Annotated in this window: 22 protein-coding genes; 18 read left to right on the top strand and 4 right to left on the bottom strand. The window is 69.6% G+C overall.

The features are described 5' to 3' along the window. The first annotated feature begins 10 nt into the window (after positions 1–10). The 13 genes from murC (at position 11) to ATC03_RS11490 (ending at position 14,547) form a co-directional block, all read left to right on the top strand. Positions 11–1,414, top strand: a complete 1,404-nt coding sequence (murC, locus tag ATC03_RS11550; protein WP_067877116.1) for a UDP-N-acetylmuramate--L-alanine ligase — start codon at positions 11–13, stop codon at positions 1,412–1,414. 13 nt (positions 1,415–1,427) lie between these two features. After that, positions 1,428–2,579: a cell division protein FtsQ/DivIB gene (locus ATC03_RS11545; RefSeq protein WP_152030932.1), complete on the top strand. Its 1,152-nt coding sequence runs from the start codon at positions 1,428–1,430 to the stop codon at positions 2,577–2,579. A gap of 190 nt (positions 2,580–2,769) precedes the next feature. Then, entirely contained in the window at positions 2,770–3,975 is a 1,206-nt protein-coding gene (ftsZ, locus tag ATC03_RS11540; protein WP_067877113.1) for a cell division protein FtsZ, read from the top strand. Then, complete coding sequence (locus ATC03_RS11535) at positions 3,972–4,670, top strand: YggS family pyridoxal phosphate-dependent enzyme (protein WP_067877110.1); 699 nt, start codon at positions 3,972–3,974, stop codon at positions 4,668–4,670. Before ftsZ ends, ATC03_RS11535 begins: the two co-directional genes overlap by 4 nt. Positions 4,671–4,703: 33 nt before the next feature. Next, positions 4,704–5,174: a cell division protein SepF gene (locus ATC03_RS11530; protein WP_067877107.1), complete on the top strand. Its 471-nt coding sequence runs from the start codon at positions 4,704–4,706 to the stop codon at positions 5,172–5,174. A gap of 15 nt (positions 5,175–5,189) precedes the next feature. Then, positions 5,190–5,486 (top strand): YggT family protein, encoded by a 297-nt coding sequence (locus ATC03_RS11525; RefSeq protein WP_067877104.1) that lies wholly within the window; start codon positions 5,190–5,192, stop codon positions 5,484–5,486. Positions 5,487–5,601: 115 nt separating this feature from the next. After that, positions 5,602–6,288 carry a DivIVA domain-containing protein gene (locus ATC03_RS11520; protein ID WP_067877101.1) on the top strand — a complete coding sequence of 229 codons (687 nt, stop codon included), beginning with the start codon at positions 5,602–5,604 and terminating at the stop codon, positions 6,286–6,288. Continuing rightward, the gene (gene lspA, locus ATC03_RS11515; RefSeq protein ID WP_067877098.1) at positions 6,278–6,925 is read left to right on the top strand and encodes a signal peptidase II; all 648 of its coding nucleotides are present in this window, start codon (positions 6,278–6,280) and stop codon (positions 6,923–6,925) included. Before ATC03_RS11520 ends, lspA begins: the two co-directional genes overlap by 11 nt. Positions 6,926–6,930: 5 nt before the next feature. Next, complete coding sequence (locus tag ATC03_RS11510; protein WP_067877095.1) at positions 6,931–7,851, top strand: RluA family pseudouridine synthase; 921 nt, start codon at positions 6,931–6,933, stop codon at positions 7,849–7,851. A gap of 168 nt (positions 7,852–8,019) precedes the next feature. Beyond that, positions 8,020–11,493: a DNA polymerase III subunit alpha gene (gene dnaE / locus ATC03_RS11505; protein WP_232338867.1), complete on the top strand. Its 3,474-nt coding sequence runs from the start codon at positions 8,020–8,022 to the stop codon at positions 11,491–11,493. Positions 11,494–11,540: 47 nt separating this feature from the next. Next, positions 11,541–12,848, top strand: coding sequence for a histidinol dehydrogenase (hisD, locus tag ATC03_RS11500; RefSeq protein ID WP_067881988.1), 1,308 nt, complete (start codon positions 11,541–11,543; stop codon positions 12,846–12,848). A gap of 123 nt (positions 12,849–12,971) precedes the next feature. Further along, positions 12,972–13,445, top strand: a complete 474-nt coding sequence (gene nrdR, locus ATC03_RS11495; RefSeq protein ID WP_067877089.1) for a transcriptional regulator NrdR — start codon at positions 12,972–12,974, stop codon at positions 13,443–13,445. 43 nt (positions 13,446–13,488) lie between these two features. After that, positions 13,489–14,547 carry a quinone-dependent dihydroorotate dehydrogenase gene (locus ATC03_RS11490; RefSeq protein WP_067877086.1) on the top strand — a complete coding sequence of 353 codons (1,059 nt, stop codon included), beginning with the start codon at positions 13,489–13,491 and terminating at the stop codon, positions 14,545–14,547. 73 nt (positions 14,548–14,620) lie between these two features. Here ATC03_RS11490 and ATC03_RS11485 read toward each other — a convergent pair whose 3' ends face one another. Continuing rightward, positions 14,621–15,679 (bottom strand): App1 family protein, encoded by a 1,059-nt coding sequence (locus ATC03_RS11485; RefSeq protein ID WP_067877083.1) that lies wholly within the window; start codon positions 15,677–15,679, stop codon positions 14,621–14,623. A gap of 109 nt (positions 15,680–15,788) precedes the next feature. On the opposite strand from ATC03_RS11485, the gene ATC03_RS11480 reads away from it, so the two are divergent. The 5 genes from ATC03_RS11480 to ATC03_RS11460 all read left to right on the top strand — a co-directional run bounded on the left by ATC03_RS11480 (position 15,789) and on the right by ATC03_RS11460 (position 19,881). Beyond that, positions 15,789–16,448, top strand: a complete 660-nt coding sequence (locus ATC03_RS11480) for a TetR/AcrR family transcriptional regulator (RefSeq protein ID WP_067877080.1) — start codon at positions 15,789–15,791, stop codon at positions 16,446–16,448. A gap of 161 nt (positions 16,449–16,609) precedes the next feature. Further along, entirely contained in the window at positions 16,610–17,479 is an 870-nt protein-coding gene (locus tag ATC03_RS11475) for an ABC transporter ATP-binding protein (protein ID WP_067877078.1), read from the top strand. Continuing rightward, positions 17,476–18,171: an ABC transporter permease gene (locus ATC03_RS11470; protein ID WP_067877075.1), complete on the top strand. Its 696-nt coding sequence runs from the start codon at positions 17,476–17,478 to the stop codon at positions 18,169–18,171. The genes ATC03_RS11475 and ATC03_RS11470 overlap by 4 nt, the downstream gene beginning before the upstream one ends. After that, positions 18,168–18,947: an ABC transporter permease gene (locus ATC03_RS11465; RefSeq protein ID WP_067877071.1), complete on the top strand. Its 780-nt coding sequence runs from the start codon at positions 18,168–18,170 to the stop codon at positions 18,945–18,947. Before ATC03_RS11470 ends, ATC03_RS11465 begins: the two co-directional genes overlap by 4 nt. A 1-nt stretch (position 18,948) precedes the next feature. After that, positions 18,949–19,881, top strand: coding sequence for an ABC transporter substrate-binding protein (locus ATC03_RS11460; protein WP_067877069.1), 933 nt, complete (start codon positions 18,949–18,951; stop codon positions 19,879–19,881). Here ATC03_RS11460 and ATC03_RS11455 read toward each other — a convergent pair. The 3 genes from ATC03_RS11455 to ATC03_RS11445 all read right to left on the bottom strand — a co-directional run bounded on the left by ATC03_RS11455 (position 19,878) and on the right by ATC03_RS11445 (position 21,855). Next, on the bottom strand, positions 19,878–20,582 hold the full coding sequence (locus tag ATC03_RS11455) for a DedA family protein (RefSeq protein WP_067877066.1): 705 nt from the start codon (positions 20,580–20,582) through the stop codon (positions 19,878–19,880). The genes ATC03_RS11460 and ATC03_RS11455 overlap by 4 nt on opposite strands. Before the next feature lie 62 nt (positions 20,583–20,644). Then, positions 20,645–21,478 (bottom strand): M56 family metallopeptidase, encoded by an 834-nt coding sequence (locus ATC03_RS11450; RefSeq protein ID WP_067877063.1) that lies wholly within the window; start codon positions 21,476–21,478, stop codon positions 20,645–20,647. A gap of 2 nt (positions 21,479–21,480) precedes the next feature. Then, entirely contained in the window at positions 21,481–21,855 is a 375-nt protein-coding gene (locus ATC03_RS11445; protein WP_067877060.1) for a BlaI/MecI/CopY family transcriptional regulator, read from the bottom strand. Positions 21,856–21,896: the final 41 nt, after the last annotated feature.

Genomic DNA, 21,896 nt, shown 5'->3' with positions numbered 1-21,896 from the left:
AAGCAACGTCGTGACCATCAAGCCCGATCCGTCCACCACGATCCCGTCCGAGCTCGGCAACGTGCACTTCGTCGGCATCGGCGGCTCGGGCATGAGCGGCATCGCCCGCCTGTTCCTCGGTGCCGGCCACCGCGTCACCGGGTCGGACGTGCGCGACTCGGCGAACGTGGTCGCGCTGCGCGACCTCGGCGCCGAGGTCGCGATCGGGCACGATGCGGCGAACCTCCGCGACGACGTCGACACGGTCGTCGTGACCGGCGCGCTCTGGCAGGACAACCCCGAGTACCAGCTCGCGCTCTCGCGCGGGCTGCCGGTGCTGCACCGCTCGCAGGCCCTCGCCGCGCTCATCGCGGGCCAGCGGCTCGTGTCGGTCGCCGGTGCGCACGGCAAGACCACCTCGACGGGCATGATCGTGACCGGGCTGCTGGCGCTGGGCGCCGACCCGAGCTTCGTGAACGGCGGGGTGCTCGCCGACCTCGGCCTCAGCGCGGCCTCGGGCGAGGGCGAGCTCTTCGTCGTCGAGGCCGACGAGTCCGACGGCTCGTTCCTGCTCTACGACACGTCGGTCGCGCTCATCACGAATGTCGACCCCGATCACCTCGACCACTACGGGTCGCGCGACGCCTTCGAGCAGGCGTTCGTCGAGTTCGCCGACCGCGCCGGCGAGCTCGTCGTCATCTCGAGCGACGACGCGGGCGCGACGCGGGTCCGCGAGCGCCTTTCGCACGAGCGGATCGTCACGTTCGGCGAAGCGGCCGACGCGACCGTGCGCGTGCACTCGGTCGTCACCTCCGGCCCGGTCGCGTTCGCGGTCGACTACAAGGGCACGACCTACGAGGCTCGTCTGGCGATCCCCGGACACCACAACGCGATCAACGCGGCCGGCGCGTTCGCCGTGCTCGTCGGGCTCGGATTCGACCCGACGGCCGCCCTCGCGGGCATCGCGAGGTTCGCTGGCACCGGGCGTCGGTTCGAGCTGCACGGCGAAGTGGGCGGCGTCAGCGTGTACGACGACTACGCGCACCACCCCACCGAGGTCGCCGCGGCCCTCGCCGCCGCCCGCACCGTCGTCGGCGAGGGCCGCATCATCGCCGTGCACCAGCCGCACACCTACAGCCGCACGCAGGCCTTCGCCACCGAGTTCGCCGAGGTGCTCGAGCAGTACGCCGACGAGACCGTCGTCCTCGACGTGTACGGTGCACGCGAAGACCCGGTGCCCGGTGTCACGGGGGCGCTCGTGAGCGACCGGTTCGCGCACCCCGAGCACGTCGCGTTCATCGCCGACTGGCAGGCGGCGGCCGATCACACGGCGCAGATCGCCCGTGCCGGCGACTTCGTGATCACGCTCGGATGCGGCGACGTCTACCGCATCGTGCCGCAGCTCCTCGGATCACTCGAACGCGAGCTCGGGTGAGGACCCCCACCGCGTGAAGCGGCCGCAGGGGTTCGATCGGCCGGCGCAACCGCGCCAGGCCGACTCCGGTATGCAGGCGCGCGACGCATCCGCTGCGCGCCCGACGGCTCCGGCCCCTCCTGTCGGTGCTGCCGCTCCTGATCCGGTCGGTCCGGCGACGGCGGGCATCGAGCGCCGCAGTTCTGGCGCAGCAGGGCGAGCGGATGCCGCGACGCGGCCGTCCGCGGCATCCGCGACCGCGCTCACCGACGCGTTCGAGCCCCTCGCAGCCGATCACGTGCCTCCCGTCGCGCCGAGCGCCTCGCCGGACCGCGAGCCGAGCCGCACGCCGGTCGACGACACGACCGGGCCGGCGGACGCCGGTGCAGGTACCGGAGACGGCGAGTCGCCGCCCGTGCGGAGCGGGTGGGCCGCTCGCCGCTCGCTGACCAAGGCGACGCGCAATCGACGCCGCTACGAGCGTGCCGAGGTTCGGCGGTTCACGGTGCGCACGCGCCGCCGCAGGCTCGCCTGGGGGGTCGCGCTCGGCGTGGTCGCGCTGCTCGTCGCGGTCGTGCTGATCGGCGCCTACTCGCCCGTCATGGCCTTGCGCGTGGTGCGGGTGGAGGGTGCCTCGCGGGTGCCGGCCGCCGACGTCGAGGCCGCCTTCTCGCCGATGCTCGGAACGCCGCTCGCCCTCATCGACCGCGGCGGCGTGCAGCAGGCCATGTCGGGGTTCCCGCTCATCGAGACGTACCAGACCGAGGCGGTGCCGCCCGACACGCTCGTCGTGCGCATCGTGGAGCGCACACCGGTCGGCGTGATCGAGACGGCCGACGGTCTCGCGCTCGTCGATGCCGCCGGCGTGGTCATGGAACGGCCGGAGTCGCGGCCCGACGGGCAACCGCTCATCACGGTCGACGGGGGAGTGGCGAGCGACGGCTTCCGTGCCGTGGCCGGCGTCGTCCGCAGTCTGCCTGCGGAGATCCGGGCGCAGGTCACCGCGGCCTCGGCGCAGACGGCCGACGACGTGACGTTGCAGGTCGGCGATGCGAGGGTCGTCTGGGGCAGCGCGGAGCAGTCGAGCCTCAAGGCCGACGTGCTCGACGGCCTCCTCCGTGCGGCGCCACCGGGCTCGGTGTCGCTGTACGATGTCTCAGCGCCGATGAGTCCGGTCACGATGTGATCGGAGGCTCGTTCGAGCACCCGACTCATCGCGCGCCCCAATCGAGACGAAGGTGTTCGCGACACGCCCGCGTGCTTGCCACCTGAGGTGCGCGATCCGCATACCTTCGAACACAGGAATTGCATACTCGGCAAGACTTTAACCCTCGACTTGAGGTTCAAAGTTCAGAGTTTCGCACGAAGGGCCGGAGATGTCGACTAACCAGAACTACCTCGCCGTCATCAAGGTGGTCGGCATCGGCGGCGGCGGCGTCAACGCCGTCAACCGCATGATCGAGCTCGGCCTCCGCGGCGTCGAGTTCATCGCCATCAACACCGATGCGCAGGCGCTGCTCATGAGCGACGCCGACGTCAAGCTCGACGTCGGCCGCGATCTCACCAGGGGACTCGGCGCGGGCGCCGACCCCGAGGTCGGTCGTCGCGCAGCAGAGGACCACGCCGAAGAGATCGAAGAGGCGCTGGCCGGCGCCGACATGGTGTTCGTCACCGCAGGCGAAGGCGGCGGCACGGGCACCGGCGGCGCACCCGTCGTCGCCCGCATCGCCAAGTCCATCGGCGCGCTCACGATCGGTGTGGTCACCAAGCCGTTCGGCTTCGAGGGCAAGCGTCGCCAGACGCAGGCGGAGCAGGGCGTCGCACGCCTGAAGGAAGAGGTCGACACCCTCATCGTGGTGCCGAACGACCGCCTGCTCGAGATCAGCGACCGCGGCATCTCGATGCTCGAGGCGTTCGCCACGGCCGACCAGGTGCTCCTCGCCGGTGTCCAGGGCATCACCGACCTCATCACGACCCCCGGACTCATCAACCTCGACTTCGCCGACGTCAAGTCGGTCATGCAGGGTGCGGGCTCCGCGCTCATGGGCATCGGCTCCTCGCGAGGAGCCGACCGTGCGATCAAGGCGGCCGAGCTCGCGGTCGCGAGTCCGCTGCTCGAGGCCTCGATCGACGGCGCCCACGGCGTCCTGCTCTCCATCCAGGGCGGTTCGAACCTCGGCATCTTCGAGATCAACGACGCCGCCAGGCTCGTGCAGGAGGCCGTGCACCCCGAGGCGAACATCATCTTCGGTGCGGTCATCGACGACACCCTCGGCGACGAGGTGCGCGTCACCGTCATCGCCGCCGGTTTCGACGGTGGCGAGCCGGGTGCCAAGCCCGTCGAGGTGCGTCGCGAGCAGCTCGTGCCCGCGGCGGCCGCGGTCGGCGTCGGTGCTTCCGTCGGCGGATCCACCGCAGGCGGGGCCGACTCGGCCGACGTCATCGGGGAGATCGACATCGACGAGCTCGTCGAGACCGCCAACTGGGGCGGCGCCGAGACCTCGACGGCCGACCAGATCGTCTCCGACCCGGCCTTCGACGCCGACGACGACGACCTCGACATCCCCGACTTCCTGAAGTGACCGATGTGCGCTCCGCAGGAGTCGACGACCTGCGAGCGCGACTCCGGGTCGTCGCCGAGCGCGTCGACGAGGCGGCCCGCCTCGCCGACCGCGACGCGGCCGACATCCGCACCATCGTGGTGACGAAGTTCCACCCGGCCTCGCTCGTGCGCGACCTCGCATCCCTCGGTGTCGCGGATGTCGGCGAGAACCGGCACCAGGAGGCTCAGGCCAAGGCCGGCGAGCTCGCCGACCTCGATCTGCGGTGGCACTTCATCGGACAGTTGCAGAGCAAGAAGGCGCGACAAGTGCGCGCCTACGCGTCGGCCATCCACTCGATCGATCGCGCCGCGCTCGTCGACGCGCTGCGCTCCGACGAGGACTCGGTGGAGTGCTTCGTGCAGGTCAACCTCACCGACGACGCCGGTCGCGGCGGCGTCGCGCCGGGTGAGCTCGGGGCGCTGGTCGAGCACGTGCTCGAGACGCCCGGACTCGAGCTGCGCGGGCTCATGGCCGTCGCGCCACTCGGCGAGCCGGCCCGGCCGGCGTTCGCCCGGGTGCGCGAACTGTCGGAGCGGGTCGTGCGCCCGCTCGCACCTACGGCCGCGGATCTGTCGATGGGCATGAGCCACGACCTCGAGGAAGCCATCGCCGAAGGCGCGACACACCTGCGGATCGGCACCGCAATCACGGGCAATCGGCCGATCGCCGGTTAGCCTCGAAGAGACGGAACACAGACGGAGGCAGCGATGTCCAACCCGCTCAAGAAGACCATGGTCTACCTCGGCCTCGCGGACGAGGAGTTCGAGGCCGAGCCCAGAGAGTCGCCGGCAGCGGCGGCGCCGGTCGTGCATGCCGCACCGGCACCCAAGACCGGTGCGGCCGTCACGCCGCTCCGCAAGAACCACATCCAACCGAGCACCCCGCAGGCGGAGATGAACGAGATCCTCACCGTGCACCCGCGTCAGTACCGTGACGCGCAGGTCATCGCCGAGTCCTTCCGCGAGGGAGTCCCGGTCATCATCAACCTCTCCCAGATGTCCGACGGCGACGCCCGCCGGCTCATCGACTTCGCCAGCGGCCTGTCGCAGGGACTCCACGGCAAGATCGAGCGCGTCACGAGCAAGGTCTTCCTGCTCTCGCCGTCGCACGTCGTCGTCTCGGGCGAGACCGGCGAGGCCGAAGGCGACGTGGACGCGTCGTTCTTCACGCACGCGTAGTCGTCGGTCTGCGCGTTGTCCGTCGTCTGGAGCATCCTCTACTCGCTGCTCGTCCTGTACTTCTTCGTCATGTGGGCGCGGTTCGTGCTCGACCTGATCCGCACGTTCAACCGCTCCTGGCGACCCCAGGGCGGGTGGCTCGTCGTGGTCGAACTCGTGTACACCGTCACCGATCCACTCGTGCGGCTGTTCCGGCGGCTCATCCCGCCGATCCGCATCGGGCAGGTCGCGCTCGACCTCGGGTGGTCGCTGGCTATGCTCGTGGTGATCGTGGCCATGACCGTGGTGTCGTGGCTCGCGCAGGTCGCCTGACGATCTCCTGCGAACCCGGCGCAACCTCCGATGGCGGCACTGGGTGATCCGAGTGGACTTTGCTACCGTTTAGCAGAACGCAACGAACAGTTCGAAGATGTGAGGGTGGGAAGCCATGGCGCTAACTCCGGAAGATGTTGTCAACAAGCGCTTCCAGGCGACGAAGTTCCGCGAGGGATACGACCAGGACGAGGTCGACGACTTCCTCGACGAGGTCGTGGTCGAGCTTCGTCGACTGAATCAGGAGAACGAGGAACTGCGCCAGCGCGTCTCGGCCGCCGAGGCCCGTGCCGCTGAAGCGGCGAAGTCCGCAGCCTCCGCTCCGCAGGCGCAGGCGCCGGTGTACGCCGAGCCGGTTCCGCAGCCCGCGACCGTGGCCGTCGCCGTGCCGGCGCCCGCCGTGCAGTCCGAGCTCGACGAGCAGACCAGCACCACGAACCTGCTCCAGCTCGCGCGCCGTCTCCACGAGGAGCACGTCCGCGAGGGCATCGAGAAGCGCGACGCGCTCATCGCCGAAGGCCACGCCACGGCGGCCCGCGTCGTCGCCGAGGCCGAGGCCAAGCAGCGCGCCCAGATCGGCGTGCTCGACCAGGAGCGCCTGACGCTCGAGAAGCGCGTCGATGGACTGCGCCTGTTCGAGCGCGAGTACCGCCAGAAGCTGAAGAGCTACATCGAGGGCCAGCTCCGCGACCTCGACACGGCCGCTCCGGTGCAGGTGCCCGACAACCAGGGCTTCCAGACTCCGTCCGGCATGTCGAACGAGCAGGCGCCCACGCCCACCTTCCAGGGCTTTGGAGCCTGAGCGGGCCACGAAGACCGGAACCTCGACTGCGCTCGTCGTTCTCGTCCTCGGTGCCCTCGCGGTCTACGGGCTCGATCAGCTGACGAAGTTCCTCGTCGTCTCCAACCTCACCGAGGGCGAGACGGTGCCGGTCCTCGGCGATGCGCTCCAGTGGCACTTCGTCCGGAACCCCGGCGCCGCCTTCTCGCTCGCGAGCGGCATGACGTGGATCTTCACGATCCTCGCCGCCGGCGTGATCACGTTCATCATCTGGTTCGCCCGCCGCATCCGGTCGAAGGCATGGGGTCTGGTCTTCGGGCTCCTGCTCGGCGGCGTGCTCGGCAATCTGACCGATCGGCTGCTGCGCGAGCCGAGCTTCGGGCTCGGCCACGTGGTCGACTTCATCTCGACGCCGTGGATGATCCCTGCGATCTACAACGTCGCCGACATGGCGATCGTGTCGAGCATGGTGCTGTTCATGATCCTCACGATCCGCGGGGTCGGCCTCGACGGGTCCCGCGAGGTCAAGGGCGGCGCGAAGCACGACGAGTCCGAGACCGATGGCACCCGGCCTGGCGCGCCCGGCTCCGCCGATGCGGCCTCGAACGTCTCGATCGACCAGGGCGCGCCCAACGCGCCGGTCGCCCGCGAAGCCTGATCGTCATGGAATCGCGTTCCGTCCCCGTTCCCGACGGGCTCGAAGGCATCCGTGTCGACCAGGGCATCGCGAAGCTCCTCGGCTTCTCACGCACCCAGGCCGCCGAGATCGCCGCGGCAGGGGGAGTCGTCCTCGACGGGCGAACGCTCGACAAGTCCGATCGACTCCGCGCAGGCGGCTGGCTCGAGGTGAGCTGGCAGCCGCCGCGCACGGTCGAGGTCGTCGCGATCCCGGTGCCCGATCTCGGCATCGTGCACGACGACGACGATCTCGTGGTGGTCGACAAGCCGGCGGGCGTCGCGGCGCATCCGTCACTCGGGTGGGACGGGCCGACGGTCGTCGGCGCACTCGCGGCCGCGGGATTCCGCATCTCGACCTCCGGTGCACCGGAGCGTCAGGGCATCGTGCACCGCCTCGACGCCGGCACGAGCGGCCTCATGGTCGTCGCGAAGTCCGAGCGCGCGTACACCGAACTCAAACGCCAGTTCCACGACCGCGAGGTCGAGAAGGTCTATCACACGGTCGTGCAGGGGCATCCCGACCCGCTCGCGGGCACGATCGACGCCCCAGTGGGCCGGCATCCGCGTTCCGAGTGGAAGTTCGCCGTCGTCTCCGACGGCAAGCACGCGGTCACCCACTACGAGACCCTCGAGGCGTTCCCGTACGCCTCCCTGCTCGAGGTGCACCTCGAGACGGGGCGCACCCACCAGATCAGGGTGCACATGGCCGCCCAGCGGCATCCGTGCGTCGGCGATGCGATGTACGGCGCGGATCCGACGATCTCGGCGAGGCTCGGCCTGACCAGGCAGTGGCTGCACGCGCACCGACTCTCGCTGACGCATCCGGCGACGGGCGACTGGGTGACCTTCGAGTCGGAGTACCCGGCCGATCTCGCGGCGGCGCTCGAGTCCCTCCGCGGCGACTGAGCCGGTCGCGCCGACGAGGGTCGGAAGGTCGCCGTACACTCGAACCCAGCTCGGACGCGCCTCCGACGCACCCCGAGAACCACCCCGAGAATCACCCCGCAGCATCCGAAGAGGAGCCCAGTGGCCACCGATTCCTTCGTCCACCTGCACGTGCACAGCGAGTACTCGATGCTCGACGGTGCGGCCAGGGTCGGCGAACTCGTCACCGCCGCCGCGGAGCAGGGCATGCCCGCGGTCGCCGTCACCGACCACGGCAACGTGTTCGGCGCCTACGACTTCTGGAAGCAGGCGACCGACGCCGGCATCAAGCCGATCATCGGCACCGAGGCCTACGTCACGCCGGGCACGCATCGCGGCGACAAGACCCGCATCCGCTGGGGCGGTGGCGGCGGCGACGACGTCTCGGGATCGGGTGCCTATACGCACATGACGCTGCTCTCGCAGGACACCTCGGGCATGCACAACCTCTTCCGGCTCTCGAGCCGAGCGTCGCTCGAGGGCTACTACTTCAAGCCGCGCATGGACCGCGAGCTCCTCTCGACCTACGCATCGGGCCTGATCGCGACGACGGGCTGCCCGTCGGGCGAGGTGCAGACCCGGCTGCGACTCGGGCAGTACGACGAAGCGGTGAAAGCGGCATCCGACTTCCGCGACATCTTCGGCAAGGAGAACTACTTCGCCGAGATCATGGATCACGGGCTCGGCATCGAGCGCCGGATCATGACCGACCTGCATCGACTCGCGAAGCAGCTCGACCTGCCGCTCGTGGCGACGAACGACCTGCACTACACGCACGCGCACGACGCCAAGAGCCACGCGGCGCTCCTGTGCGTGCAGTCGGGCTCGACGCTCGACGACCCGAACCGGTTCAAGTTCGACGCCGACGAGTTCTACCTCAAGACGGCCGCCGAGATGCGGCAGGTGTTCCGCGACTACCCGGAAGCCTGCGACAACACGCTGCTGATCGCCGAGCGCTGCGACGTGAAGTTCAACACGAGCGCCAACTACATGCCGCGCTTCCCGGTGCCCGAGGGCGAAGACGAGCAGAGCTGGTTCGTGAAGGAGGTCGAGCGCGGCCTCCAGGTGCGCTACCCGAACGGCATCCCCGACGCCGTGCGAAAGCAGGCCGACTACGAGGTCGGCGTCATCTCGCAGATGGGGTTCCCCGGCTACTTCCTCGTCGTCGCCGACTTCATCAACTGGTCGAAGAACAACGGCATCCGCGTCGGACCCGGTCGTGGTTCGGGTGCCGGCTCCATGGCCGCGTACGCGATGCGCATCACCGACCTCGACCCGCTGCAGCACGGCCTCATCTTCGAGCGGTTCCTGAACCCCGACCGTGTCTCGATGCCCGACTTCGACGTCGACTTCGACGAGCGTCGTCGCGGCGAGGTCATCCGGTACGTGACCGAGAAGTACGGCGACGAGCGCGTCGCGCAGATCGTCACCTACGGCACGATCAAGGCGAAGCAGGCGCTGAAGGACTCCGGGCGCGTGCTCGGCTTCCCGTTCTCGATGGGTGAGAAGCTCACCAAGGCGATGCCGCCGGCCGTCATGGGCAAGGACATCCCGCTCACGGGCATCTTCGACACGAAGCATCCGCGCTACAAAGAGGCCGCCGACATCCGGGCCATCGTCGAGACCGACCCCGAGGCGAAGACGGTCTTCGAGACCGCGCTCGGGCTCGAGAACCTGAAGCGCCAGTGGGGCGTGCACGCGGCCGGCGTGATCATGTCGAGCGATCCGCTGATCGACATCATCCCGATCATGAAGCGCGAGCAGGACGGCCAGATCGTCACGCAGTTCGACTACCCGGCCTGCGAGTCCCTCGGTCTGATCAAGATGGACTTCCTGGGGCTGCGAAACCTCACCATCATCGACGACGCGCTCGACAACATCGAGGCGAACCGCGGCATCCGACCGGTGCTCGAAGACCTCGCCCTCGATGACCCCGGAGCGTACGAACTGCTCGGCAAGGGCGACACGCTCGGCGTGTTCCAGCTCGACGGCGGCCCGATGCGCGCGCTGCTGCGCCTCATGAAGCCCGACAACTTCGAAGACATCTCGGCCGTCATCGCGCTCTACCGCCCGGGCCCGATGGGCGCGAATTCGCACACCAACTACGCGCTCCGCAAGAACGCCCTGCAGGAGATCACGCCGATCCACCCCGAGTTCTCGGAGTCGCTGAAGGACATCCTCGACACGAGCTACGGCCTGATCATCTATCAGGAGCAGGTCATGGCGATCGCCCAGCGCGTCGCCGGCTTCTCGCTCGGCCAGGCCGACATCCTGCGCCGCGCGATGGGCAAGAAGAAGAAGTCCGAGCTTGACAAGCAGTACGAGGGCTTCGCGGGCGGCATGAAGGCCAACGGGTACTCGGATGCCGCGATCCAGAAGCTCTGGGAGATCCTGCTCCCGTTCTCCGACTACGCGTTCAACAAGGCCCACTCGGCTGCGTACGGCGTGCTCAGCTACTGGACGGCGTACCTCAAGGCGCACTACCCGGCCGAGTACATGGCGGCTCTGCTGACGAGCGTCGGCGATGCTCGCGACAAGCTCGCGCTCTACCTCAACGAGTGCCGCCGCATGGGCATCAAGGTGCTGCCGCCCGACGTGAACGAATCGATCGGCTACTTCGCGGCCGTCGGCGAGGACATCCGCTTCGGCCTCGGCGCGGTGCGCAACGTCGGCTTCAACGTCGTCGACGGCATCCGCGGCGCCCGCGAGGCGAAGGGCCGGTTCGAGTCGTTCCAGGACTTCCTTAAGAAGTCGCCGCTGCAGGTCGCGAACAAGCGCACGGTCGAGTCCCTGGTGAAGGCCGGGGCGTTCGACTCGCTCGGGCACACGCGGCGGGCGCTCGTCGAGGTGCACGAGAGCGCGGTCGAATCGGTCGTGAAGGAGAAGCGGGCCGAGGAGGTCGGCGACTTCGGATTCGACTTCGACAGCCTCTTCGACGAGAGCGAGCGTCATTCCGCGCCATCGCTCGTGCCCGACCGCCCGGAATGGCCGAAGAAGCAGAAGCTCGCCTTCGAGCGCGAGATGCTCGGGCTCTACGTCTCCGAGCATCCGCTCGACGGCCTCGAGGTGCCGCTCGCGAAGCACGCCTCGACCACCATCCTCGACCTGACCTCCTCCGACTCGACGCAGGACGCCGACACCGTCACCGTCGCGGGCCTCGTCACGAGCGTGCAGCACCGGGTCGCGAAGGCGTCCGGCAACCAGTACGGCATGATCACCGTCGAGGACTTCTCGGGTGAGATCACGGTCATGTTCATGGGCAAGGCGTATCAAGAGTTCGCGCCGGGGCTCCAGTCCGACTCGATCGTGGTCGTCCGCGGCCGGGTGAGCATGCGCGACGACGGCATGAACCTGCACGCCTACAGCGTCATCACGCCGGAACTCGGCCAGGACGACGACTCCGGCATCGTGAAGATCACGGTCCCCGACCATCGGGCGACGCAGGAGACGACCGAGGCGCTGCGGGAGGTGCTCGTACGCCATCGGGGTGACACCGAGGTGCGGATCACCCTCACGAAGGGGCGCGTCGGACGAGTCTTCGAGGTTGGCCAGTATCCCGTCAAGGTCACGGCCGACCTCTACGGAGAACTCAAGAGCCTGCTCGGGCCCGGCTGCCTCCTGTGACGATGCCGACGGGCGTTCGCGCGCTCGATCGGTACGCTGGGAGCATCATGCTGCGCACCCTCGACCTCCGTGGTTCCCGTCCGTCTCCCGCCGAACTGCTCGCGCTCGTTCCGCGCGCCGAGACGGATGTCACGGCCGCACTCGCACCGGCCGGACGCATCATCGACGAGGTGCGGGAGCACGGCGGGTCGGCGCTGCTCGATCAGGCCGAACGGTTCGACGGGGTGCGCCCCGCGGCGATCCGCGTGCCGGCCGACGAACTGCGCGCCGCGCTCGAGGCGCTCGACCCTGCGGTGCGCGAGGCCGTCGAATCCACGATCGCGCGCGTGCGCGCCGCCAGCGCCGCGCAGATCCCCGCACCGGTCACGACGGTGCTCGCCCCGGGCGCCGTCATCGAGCAGCGCTGGCAGCCCGTCGAACGCGTGGGACTCTACGTGCCGGGCGGCAAGGCCGTGTACCCGTCGAGCGTCGTCATGAACGTGGTGCCGGCGCAGGTCGCCGGCGTGCGGTCGATCGCGCTCGCCTCGCCGCCGCAGGCCGATCACGACGGGCGGATCCACCCGACCATCGCCGCGGTCGCCGCGCTCCTCGGCGTCGACGAGGTGTACGCCATGGGTGGCGCGGGTGCCATCGGCGCGTTCGCCTACGGCGTGCCCGACCTCGGCCTGCTGCCCGTGCAGCGCGTCACCGGCCCGGGCAACGTGTTCGTGGCCGCGGCCAAGCGACTCGTCGCCGGGGTGACCGGCATCGATGCCGAGGCGGGGCCCACCGACATCCTCGTGATCGCCGATGCGAGCGCGGATGCCGACTTCGTGGCCGCCGACCTCGTCAGCCAGGCCGAGCACGACGAGCTCGCGGCATCCGTGCTCGTGACCGATTCCGCCGAGTTCGCCGACGCTGTGCGCGTGCGACTCGAGGCGCGCGTCGCCGCGACGAAGCACTCAGCACGCGTTCGCACGGCCGTCGAGGGGCCGCAGTCCGCGCTCGTGCTGGTCGACGACCTCGAGCAGGCCGCCGCGTTCGCGAACGCGTTCGGTGCCGAGCACCTCGAGATCCAGGTCGCCGACGTCGATGCCACCCTCGCGCGCATCGAGAACGCGGGCGCGATCTTCGTCGGTCCGCACTCGCCCGTGAGCCTCGGCGACTACGCCGCCGGATCCAATCACGTGCTGCCCACCGGCGGCACCGCCCGGCACGTGTCCGGACTGTCGGCCGCGACGTTCCTGCGGCCGCAGCAGGTCGTGCGCTACGACGAGGCCGCGCTCCGCGAGGTCGCACCCGTGATCGCGACACTCTCGACCGAAGAGGACCTGCCGGCGCACGGCGAGGCGGTCACCGCGCGTTTCGAACGCTGAGCCGCAAGGTCGACCGGGCTCGTCGAACGAGCGGCGGCCGATCACGGGCGCCTCGGCCCCCCGAGTCCGGCACGCGCTCGTGACCGGCGGGCGCCGCCGTGACCCCGCTAGGCTTGGAGCACCATGTACTGTCCGTTCTGCCGCCACCCGGATTCCCGAGTCATCGATTCCCGCACGAGCGACGACGGACTCTCGATCCGTCGCCGCCGTCAGTGCCCCGAGTGCGGCGGCCGTTTCTCGACGACCGAGACCGCGAGCCTCTCGGTCATCAAGCGCAGCGGCGTGACGGAGCCGTTCAGCCGCGAGAAGGTCGTGCTCGGCGTGAAAAAGGCGTGCCAGGGCCGCCCGGTGACCGACTCCGACCTCGCGGTGCTCGCGCAGACCGTCGAGGAGACGATCCGTTCGACGGGCACGTCGCAGATCGAGGCCAACGACATCGGCCTCGCGATCCTGCCGCCGCTGCGCGACCTCGACGAGGTCGCCTATTTGCGGTTCGCGAGCGTGTACCAGGCGTTCGAGTCGCTCGACGACTTCGAGTCCGCGATCGGTCAGCTGCGCGAGGCGCACGGACGCCTGCCCGCCCGCCCCGTCGAGTAGGCGCCGCGTTCGGGCTCGGAACTCCGATAGCCTGATGGGCGGTATGTACGGACTTGTCTTCTCCCTCTTCTTCTCCCGCATGGACCCCGAAGACGCGCATCACCTCGCGTTCAGGGTGATCCGGGCGCTGCCCACGCTCGGATTCGGGCGGGTGGTCGAGCTGTTCACGAAGCCAGACCCTTCGCTCGCCGTCGAGGCCCTCGGTCTGTCGTTCCCGTCGCCGTTCGGTGTCGCGGCCGGCTTCGACAAGGACGGCTTCGCCGTGCGCGGCCTCGGCAACCTCGGCTTCGGTCACGTCGAGGTCGGCACGATCACCGCCATGGCGCAGCCGGGAAACGAACGCCCGCGGCTGTTCCGCCTCATCGGCGACCGCGCGCTCGTGAACCGCATGGGCTTCAACAACGGCGGGGCGGATGCCGCGGTCGGCCGCCTGTCCCGCCTGTCGCGTCGTCGCCGGCGGCCCGTGCTCGGCGTCAACATCGGCAAGAGCCGGGTCACGGCCGTCGAGGACGCCGTCGGCGACTACGAGCGCAGCACGCGCGTGCTCGCGCCGTTCGCCGACTACCTCGTGGTGAACGTCAGCTCGCCGAACACCCCCGGCCTCCGCGGTCTGCAGGAGCTCGACGCGCTCGCACCGCTGCTCGAGACGGTCCGCGCCGCGGCAGGCGCCGCGCCGCTGCTCGTGAAGATCGCTCCTGACCTGGCCGACGACGAGGTGGTGCGCATCTGCGAGCTCGCGACGCGACTCGGCCTCGACGGCATCATCGCGACGAACACGACCATCTCGCGCGAGGGCCTTCGCGCCACTGCGGCCGAGGTCGAGCGCATCGGGGCAGGCGGACTGTCGGGCGCACCGCTCGCGGGTCGCTCGCTCGAGGTGCTCGCCACCGTGCGCGCGAACGTGCCGGAGTCGATGTGCGTGATCTCGGTCGGCGGTGTCGAGACGGCCGCCGACGTGCAGGCGCGGCTCGACGCCGGTGCGAACCTCGTGCAGGGGTACTCCGGCTTCATCTACCGTGGGCCGTTGTGGGCTCGCCAGATCAACCGGGGACTGGCCCGCATCCGCCGCGAGCGCTCCGTCGCGGCATCCGTCACCGCCTGATCTCCCTGTGCGGGGATCGCGACGACGTCGTCGCCGCCGCGAAAGCCGCGCTCGCCTCGCGCGGCGCGGTCGCTCAGAGCAGGCCGACCTCGGCGAGCCCGTCGGCCATCTCGGAGCCATCGGCCGCCGCCACCCACGGCACGGTCACCTCGACCTGCGACGCCTTGCCACGACCGCCGGCGAGCACGGCTTCACCGGTGGTCAGCTGGCGGATGGCGATCGCCGCGACGTGGTCGGGGAACTCGGCGGCGAAGTCGGCGTAGATGACCTCGTCGTGCTGCCCGTCGTCGCCGATGAGGAGCCACCGGACGCCGGGGAACTCGCCGGCCAGGCGACGCAGGTTCTCCTCCTTGTGGGCGCGACCGCTGCGGAACCACCGGTCGTGCGTGGGGCCCCAGTCGGTGAGCAGCAACGGCCCAGCGGGGTACAGGTTGCGCGAGAGGAATCGGTTGAGCGTCGGGGCGACGTTCCAGGCTCCCGTGGAGAGGTAGAGCACCGGCACCCCGGGATGGGCGCGCACGAGGCGCTCGTAGAGCACCGACATGCCCTGGGTTGGCATGCGGGCGTGCTCGTCGAGCACGAAGGTGTTCCAGAACGCGACGAACGGGCGGGGGAGCGCCGTGACCATGACGGTGTCGTCGACGTCGGAGATGATGCCGAACGAGACCTCTGGATCGAGCACCTGGATCGGCGCGGTCACCTTCTCGGAGCCCTTCGTACTGAGCGTCGCCTGGTGCCAGCCGGGCGCCAACGACACCGGGACGCGCGTGTCGACCACGCCGCCGCGATCGGTCAGCACCTCGATGGTCTGCCCGCCGACCTCGATGACCACGGGCACGTTGCCGACGGGGGCGCTCGTGAAGCTGCGCCACCCGCGGATGCCCTGCTCGCGACGCCTGCGGCGCCGCGGAGAGGTCTCGTCGGGGGAGATCCGGCGGCTGAGCAGCACGCGGCAGAGCACGCGTACCCACTCGGTGGACCCGTAGCCCGTGTACGGGACGACCGTCGGCACCTGCCCGCGACTGCGCGCCCATCGAACGTGCTGGACGTGAATCCAGTCTTCGATGCGCGCGGCGCGGTGCCGAACCTCGCTCACGCTCGATCCGGCCGGATCAGGGGGGCTCGCCGGCATCCACTCAGTCTGTCATGCCGAAGCGGACGCACGTGAAACGCTCAGGTTGCGTGGTCATCCGGCGGCTTCGACGGCCGGTAGAGTTGACCGCGCAAACTGAGGAGGTTCCGTGCCGAATGTCGACCTGATCCTCGGGGCCGATTCGAGCAGGAAACGCTCAGTCCGCACCGAGCCCACGCAGCGACGCAGCTCGCAGCGACTCGACGCGCTGCTCGACGCCGCGGCCGAGATCGTCGACGAGACCGGCTTCGAGCGGCTCACGACGCAGATGGTCGCCGAGCGCGCCGGTGCCTCGATCGGCACGGTCTACCGGTACTTCCCCGATCGCGTCGCCGTGGTCGAGGCACTTCGCGAGCGGGCCATCCAGCGGTTCCGCGAGCGGGTCGCCGACGAGCTCGAGCGTTCGACGCCCGCCACCTGGTGGGACCTCATCGACATCTCGCTCGACGCCTGCATCTCGCTCTACCGCGACGAGCCCGGCTTCACGGTCGTGCACGCGGGCCACCGCGACCGCGGCGACGACCACGAGCCCGAGTTCGCCGCCCGGATGGCGCAGCTGATCGCGGCCGAGTTCGAGATCGATCTCGAGGCCGAAGAGCTCGGGTTCCGGATCGGCATCGCCCTCGAGGTCGCCGATGCCCTCATCAATCGGGCGTTCGAACGCTCGGTCGACGGCGACGAGCGCTATCTCGCCGAGGCACGCACCCTCGTGCAGTCGTACCTGCGCGAGCACCTCGGCATGCCGCGGGCCGCCAGCACCGCCGCCTGATTCCGGCATATCGGCGGTACGGCGCTCGAGAGCGCCCATTTCCAGGCCATCGGTGACGCCGTCTTGCGACGCGCGGACCCTCCAGATTGCCTCGTGCCCGAATAGGTGTTTGGCTGGGGGCTCGAGTTCGAACGATCGTTCGAACGGGTTGTGAGGCGGCCATGATCGAGTTCCGCGGTGTCACGAAGCAGTATCCCGACGGCACACTCGCGATCGAGCACGTCGACATCGTGATCCAGCCGCGCACCACCACGGTGCTCGTCGGCTCCTCCGGATCGGGCAAGACCACGCTCCTGCGGATGATCAACCGGATGGTGGACCCGACCAGCGGTCAGGTGCTCGTCGACGGCACGGATGTCGCGACCGTCGATCCGGTGCGGCTGCGACGCAGCATCGGATACGTGATGCAGAACGGCGGGTTGCTCCCGCACCGTCGGATCGTCGACAACGTCGCCACGGTGCCATTGCTCCGCGGCGTCACGAAGTCGGCGGCCCGCGCGCGCTCGCTCGAACTCCTCGACACCGTCGGGCTCGACCGCGGGCTGGCCGACAAGTACCCGCGCCAGCTGTCGGGCGGACAACAGCAGCGGGTCGGGGTCGCACGAGCCCTCGCGGCCGACCCGAACATCCTGCTCATGGACGAACCGTTCGGCGCGGTCGACCCGATCGTGCGGCTCGAGCTCCAGACCGAACTTCGGCGACTCCAGCGGGAACTCGACAAGACGGTGGTGTTCGTGACCCACGACATCGACGAGGCGTTCGCCCTCGCCGATCAGATGGTGATCCTCCGCACCGGTGGCATCATCGCCCAGGTCGGCACGCCCGCCGAGGTGCTCGCCAACCCCGCGGACGAGTTCGTCGCCTCGTTCATCGGGGCCGACCGCGGTCAGCGTCGGCTGAGGCTGGAACCGCGCGACCCGGTGAGCGGTCGGATCCTCGTGGTCGACGAGTCGGGCCGTCCGGCCGGCCTCATCGAGGCCGACCGGGCATCGGTCGCAGACGGTGCGTCGCCCGACGCGAACGCCTCATGAACTGGGTCATCTCGAACTTCGACCTCGTCGTGACCCTGACGGTCAACCACGTTCGGCTTAGCGTCGTGCCGATCATCGTGGGATTCGTGATCGCGGTGCCGCTCGCCCGCATCGCCGTCACGGGGCGCACCGCGCGCGCCATCATCATCACCTCGACGAGCCTGCTCTACACGATCCCGTCCCTGCCGCTGTTCGTGATCCTCCCGGCGATCCTCGGCACCAAGGTGCTGAGCGACATCAACCTCATCGTCGCGCTGTCGATCTACGCCGTGGCGATCATGGTGCGCGCGGCCGCCGACGCGTTCTCGTCGGTCTCCGGCGACGTCAAGCAGGCGTCGCTCGCGATGGGGTACTCGCGGTGGCAGCAGTTCTGGAGGGTCGAGTTCCCGCTCGCGGGACCGGTGCTGCTCGCCGGCATGCGGGTCGTCTCCGTCTCGACGATCGCACTCGTCTCGGTGGGTGTGCTGATCGGGTCCGAGAACCTCGGCTACCTGTTCACGAACGGCAAGCAGCGCGGCATCCTCGAGGAGGTCGTGACCGGCATCGTCGCGAGCCTGCTCATCGCGCTCGTCTTCGACCTGATCCTGGTGCTGCTCGGCCGCCTGCTGCTCCCGTGGAACCGGAAGGACCGGACCACGTCGGCCCAGGCCGAGACGATGCGCCTGCCGATCACGGCGGGAGGGCCCGGATGAACCTCTTCTTCAACGCGTTCGCCTGGATCTTCGACCCGGCCAACTGGGTCGCCGGAGCCCAGTCGCCCCTGCCCATCCAGGACCGCCTCGCCGAGCACCTGCTGTACACCTTCGTCGCGGTCCTGGTCGCAGCGGTGATCGCGCTCCCGCTCGGCTTCTACATCGGCCACACGGGCAGGGGTCGCCAGTTCGTCATCTCGTTCACGGGCGGCATGCGCGCCCTCCCGACGCTCGGCGTGCTGTTCTTCCTCACGATGGTCCTCGGCTACTCGATGGTCAGCACGACGGCGAACTTCCTCGGCACGATGATCGCGCTCGTGCTGCTCGCGATCCCGTCGATCCTCGCCGGCGCCTATTCGGGGCTCGAGTCCGTCGATCGGCAGACCATCGACTCCGCCCGTGCGAGCGGCATGACCGAACTCCAGATCCTCGTCAAGGTCGAGATCCCGCTGTCGCTCCCGCTCATCGTCGGCGGCCTGCGATCCGGCGTGCTCCAGGTGATCGCCACCGTCGTCATCGCGTCGTACGTCGGCCTCGGCGGACTCGGGCGCATCATCTCCAGCGGAATCGGGTTGAACGACTACAACAGGATCCTCGGTGGCGCCATCCTCATCACCGCGCTCGCCCTCCTCGTGGACGGCGTCTTCGCGGTCATCCAGAAACTCACTGCGACCCCGGGTGTCGGCGGTTCACGCGACACTGGTCGGAGTGCGGTGCGTCGGCAGGCACAGCGTCAGCCGGCGACGGTGGGAACACCGAACCAAGAGAGGGAATGACATGAGCATGTTCAAGAAGGGCCGGATCGCCGCAGGCGTTGTCGCGGTCGGAGCCATCGTGGCTCTGGCAGGGTGCGCCTCGGGAGATCCCACCGCCCCCGAGACCGGCTCCGCCGGCGCCAGTGGCGACGGGATCGTCGTGGGTTCGTTCGCATTCCCCGAGAGCGAGATCCTCGGGGAGATCTACGCCCAGGCGCTCACCGCGCAGGGCTTCGACGTCTCCACGAAGTTCAACATCGGGCCGCGCCAGCAGACCATCCCGGCGCTGCAGGACGGGTCGATCAACCTGATCCCCGAGTACAACGGCAACCTGCTGGCGTACTACGACACGGAGTTCGCCGAGCGCACGACCGAAGACGTCGACGCCGCACTGGTCGACGCGGTCGCCGCCGACGACCTGGTGGTCTACGCCTCGGCCGAGGCCGAGGACAAGGACGCCTACGTCGTCACGAGCGAGTTCGCCTCCGCGAACAACCTCACGTCCATCGGAGACCTCGCCGCCGTGCAACCGTTCAGCCTCGGCGCCAACCCGCAGTTCGCCGAGCTCGGGTACGGCATCCCTGGTCTGGCATCGGTCTACGGCGTCTCGGATGTCACGTTCGTTCCGTACGAGGACTACGGCGGACCCGACACGGTCAAGGCGCTGACGGACGACACCGTCCAGGTCGCCGACATCTACACGACGTCGCCCGACCTGAAGGCGAAGGACCTCGTCGTGCTCGAGGACCCCGAGAACCTGATCGCCGCCCAGAACGTGATCCCGCTGCTCTCGAGCAAGATCGCGTCCGATGAGCTGCAGAAGGCGCTCGACGCCGTCTCGGCCGAGCTCACGACCGACGACCTGATCGACCTGCGCAATCGGGTCGAGGGCGACGAGAAGGCCTCGGCCAGTACGGCCGCCAAGGACTGGCTCACCGAGAAGGGGCTGATCTAGGCTCCGTCGACCGCGCGGGGGTCGGGGACTTCGGTCTCCGGCCCCTTCGGCCGTTCCGGCGCGACCTCCGTCATGTGCCGTGCCTCGGAGCGCACCAGCCAGCGCTTCACCGCCCAGACGATGATGAGGAACGCGACGATCACCGCGACGAAGAGGTAGCCGGCCCAGTGCAGGTCGCGGCTGAGCTCGCGGTAGCCGCCGGCCGCGGCCGACCCGACCGAGACGTAGGCGAACGCCCAGAGCACGCAGGCGGGGATCGTCCAGACCATGAACCTGCGGTAGCGCATGTCGCTCATGCCGACCGTCAGCGGGATGAGCGAGTGCAGCACCGGCAGGAACCGCGAGACGAAGACCGCGGGGCCGCCGCGTCGGGCGAGGTAGACCTGTGCCCGGCGCCAGTTGTGGTCGCCGATGCGCTGTCCGAGCCGGGAACGCTGGATGTGCGGGCCGAACCATCGGCCGAGCGCGAACCCGATGCTCTCGCCGACGAGCGCGCCGACGATGACCGTGAGGGTGAGTGCGAGGTACTCGACGACCCCGTCGACCGCGGTCGAGGCGACGAGCACGATCGTGTCGCCGGGAACGACGAGGCCGATCAGCACCGAGGTCTCCAACATGATGCCGAGCCCGGCGAGCAGCGTGCGTGCCACGGGGTCGACGCTCTGCACCGTGTTCAGGATCCAGTCGAGGATCTCGTTCATCGTTCGAGCGTATCCGCGGCCGCTGGGGGTCGCATCAGACTCGGGGGTGATTCCGAGTCACGCTACGGGGTGACACTCAGGCGAGCGAGGCGAGCGGTGAGCATCGCGTGATCTGGCGAGATGCCGCCCGAGTCGGCGTATGCGCCGGGTTCGCCCGAGCTGCCCACGAGCACGATCGCGGAGCGCAGCGTGTCGTCGCCGACCTCGCGCCTGGCGTCGTCGTCGGCGAGCATCTCGGTGAGCAGCGCGACCGCGCGCTCGGCGCGGTTCGCGATCGGGAACCACGGCAGCGCGCTGTGCCAGGCGCGGAATGACAGCAGCACGAGGTGATGGAACTGGTCGAGGTGCGCGCGTTCGTGGGCGATCACGGCGGCGAGTTCGTCGGGCTCGAGCGCGTCGACGAGGCCGTCGGTCAGCACGGTCGCGGTGCGGATGCCGGGAACGCAGTACGCGAGCGGCTCGGGATGGGCGAGCACCCGGATGCGCGGCACGCCGGGCATCGGGTCGCCGAGGAGTGCGATGAGCTGGTGCTGGCGGCGGCGCTCGCGCTCGGCGCGCACGGCCGTGAGCCCGAGGTTCAGGAGGAGGTGGATCGCGAGGCCGATCGCAAGCGTGATCGACGCGAGGTGCACGATCGCGTACTCGGCGGGGATCGCCCCGTGCAGCGCAGCGGGCACCAGGTGGTCGACGGCCGCGGCGAGGGACCCGGCAGGAGAGGCGCCGAACGCGAGCAGCGAGCCGATCATCGAGAGCGCGCCCGCGAGGGCGATCGCCTGCCAGAGCGCGAGCGCGAGCGCAGGGGAGCGGGAGGGCCAGGTCGCGCGTGAGAGGGCCAACGGCACCGGCCAGGCCAGGGCCACGGCGAACGCGCCGAGGACGGCGGCGAGCGCGACCATGGTCAGTGGTGCGCGAGCTCGTCGAGGAGCCGGCGCAGGGTCGCGGCCTCGCGGTCGCTCACGGTGCCGACGAAGCGGGCGAGTGCGGCGTCGCGGTCGCTCGAACGGTCGAGCACCTCGTGCATGAGCTCGGCGGTGTGCTCCTCGCGCGAGAGCAGGGCGCGATAGCGGTGCGGGCGCTGGTCGCGCGAGCGCGTGACGAAGCCCTTGCGCTCGAGGCGCGAGAGCACCGTGAGCACGGTGGTGGTGGCGACGGCGCGGCCGCTCGAGTCGGGGCGGAGCACGAGGGCGTCGCGGAGCTCGTTCGCGGACACGTCGGCGTCGCTGTTCCAGAGCACCTCCATCACGGAGCGCTCCAACTCGCCAAGACTCGCCATGGCTCCAGACTACCGCCGCGAGCCTGAATGTTCTACGCTCT

Origin of the sequence: Agromyces aureus (genome assembly GCF_001660485.1) — a bacterium.
GTDB lineage: Bacteria > Actinomycetota > Actinomycetes > Actinomycetales > Microbacteriaceae > Agromyces > Agromyces aureus.
Note: the sequence above shows the minus strand (reverse complement) of the source record. Positions and strands in the feature narration are given on the sequence as shown.

Bases quoted from the DNA above. Each gene is read 5' to 3' on its own strand.
- ATC03_RS11470 (WP_067877075.1), top strand. From the start codon at position 17,476: ATGAACTGGGTCATCTCGAACTTCGACCTCGTCGTGACCCTGACGGTC.
- ATC03_RS11490 (WP_067877086.1), top strand. From the start codon at position 13,489: ATGTACGGACTTGTCTTCTCCCTCTTCTTCTCCCGCATGGACCCCGAA.
- ATC03_RS11455 (WP_067877066.1), bottom strand. From the start codon at position 20,582: ATGAACGAGATCCTCGACTGGATCCTGAACACGGTGCAGAGCGTCGAC.
- ATC03_RS11450 (WP_067877063.1), bottom strand. From the start codon at position 21,478: ATGGTCGCGCTCGCCGCCGTCCTCGGCGCGTTCGCCGTGGCCCTGGCC.
- ATC03_RS11465 (WP_067877071.1), top strand. From the start codon at position 18,168: ATGAACCTCTTCTTCAACGCGTTCGCCTGGATCTTCGACCCGGCCAAC.
- ATC03_RS11460 (WP_067877069.1), top strand. From the start codon at position 18,949: ATGAGCATGTTCAAGAAGGGCCGGATCGCCGCAGGCGTTGTCGCGGTC.
- hisD (WP_067881988.1), top strand. From the start codon at position 11,541: ATGCTGCGCACCCTCGACCTCCGTGGTTCCCGTCCGTCTCCCGCCGAA.
- ATC03_RS11445 (WP_067877060.1), bottom strand. From the start codon at position 21,855: ATGGCGAGTCTTGGCGAGTTGGAGCGCTCCGTGATGGAGGTGCTCTGG.
- ftsZ (WP_067877113.1), top strand. From the start codon at position 2,770: ATGTCGACTAACCAGAACTACCTCGCCGTCATCAAGGTGGTCGGCATC.
- nrdR (WP_067877089.1), top strand. From the start codon at position 12,972: ATGTACTGTCCGTTCTGCCGCCACCCGGATTCCCGAGTCATCGATTCC.
- dnaE (WP_232338867.1), top strand. From the start codon at position 8,020: ATGCTCGACGGTGCGGCCAGGGTCGGCGAACTCGTCACCGCCGCCGCG.
- ATC03_RS11485 (WP_067877083.1), bottom strand. From the start codon at position 15,679: ATGCCGGCGAGCCCCCCTGATCCGGCCGGATCGAGCGTGAGCGAGGTT.
- ATC03_RS11530 (WP_067877107.1), top strand. From the start codon at position 4,704: ATGTCCAACCCGCTCAAGAAGACCATGGTCTACCTCGGCCTCGCGGAC.
- ATC03_RS11475 (WP_067877078.1), top strand. From the start codon at position 16,610: ATGATCGAGTTCCGCGGTGTCACGAAGCAGTATCCCGACGGCACACTC.
- ATC03_RS11510 (WP_067877095.1), top strand. From the start codon at position 6,931: ATGGAATCGCGTTCCGTCCCCGTTCCCGACGGGCTCGAAGGCATCCGT.
- ATC03_RS11520 (WP_067877101.1), top strand. From the start codon at position 5,602: ATGGCGCTAACTCCGGAAGATGTTGTCAACAAGCGCTTCCAGGCGACG.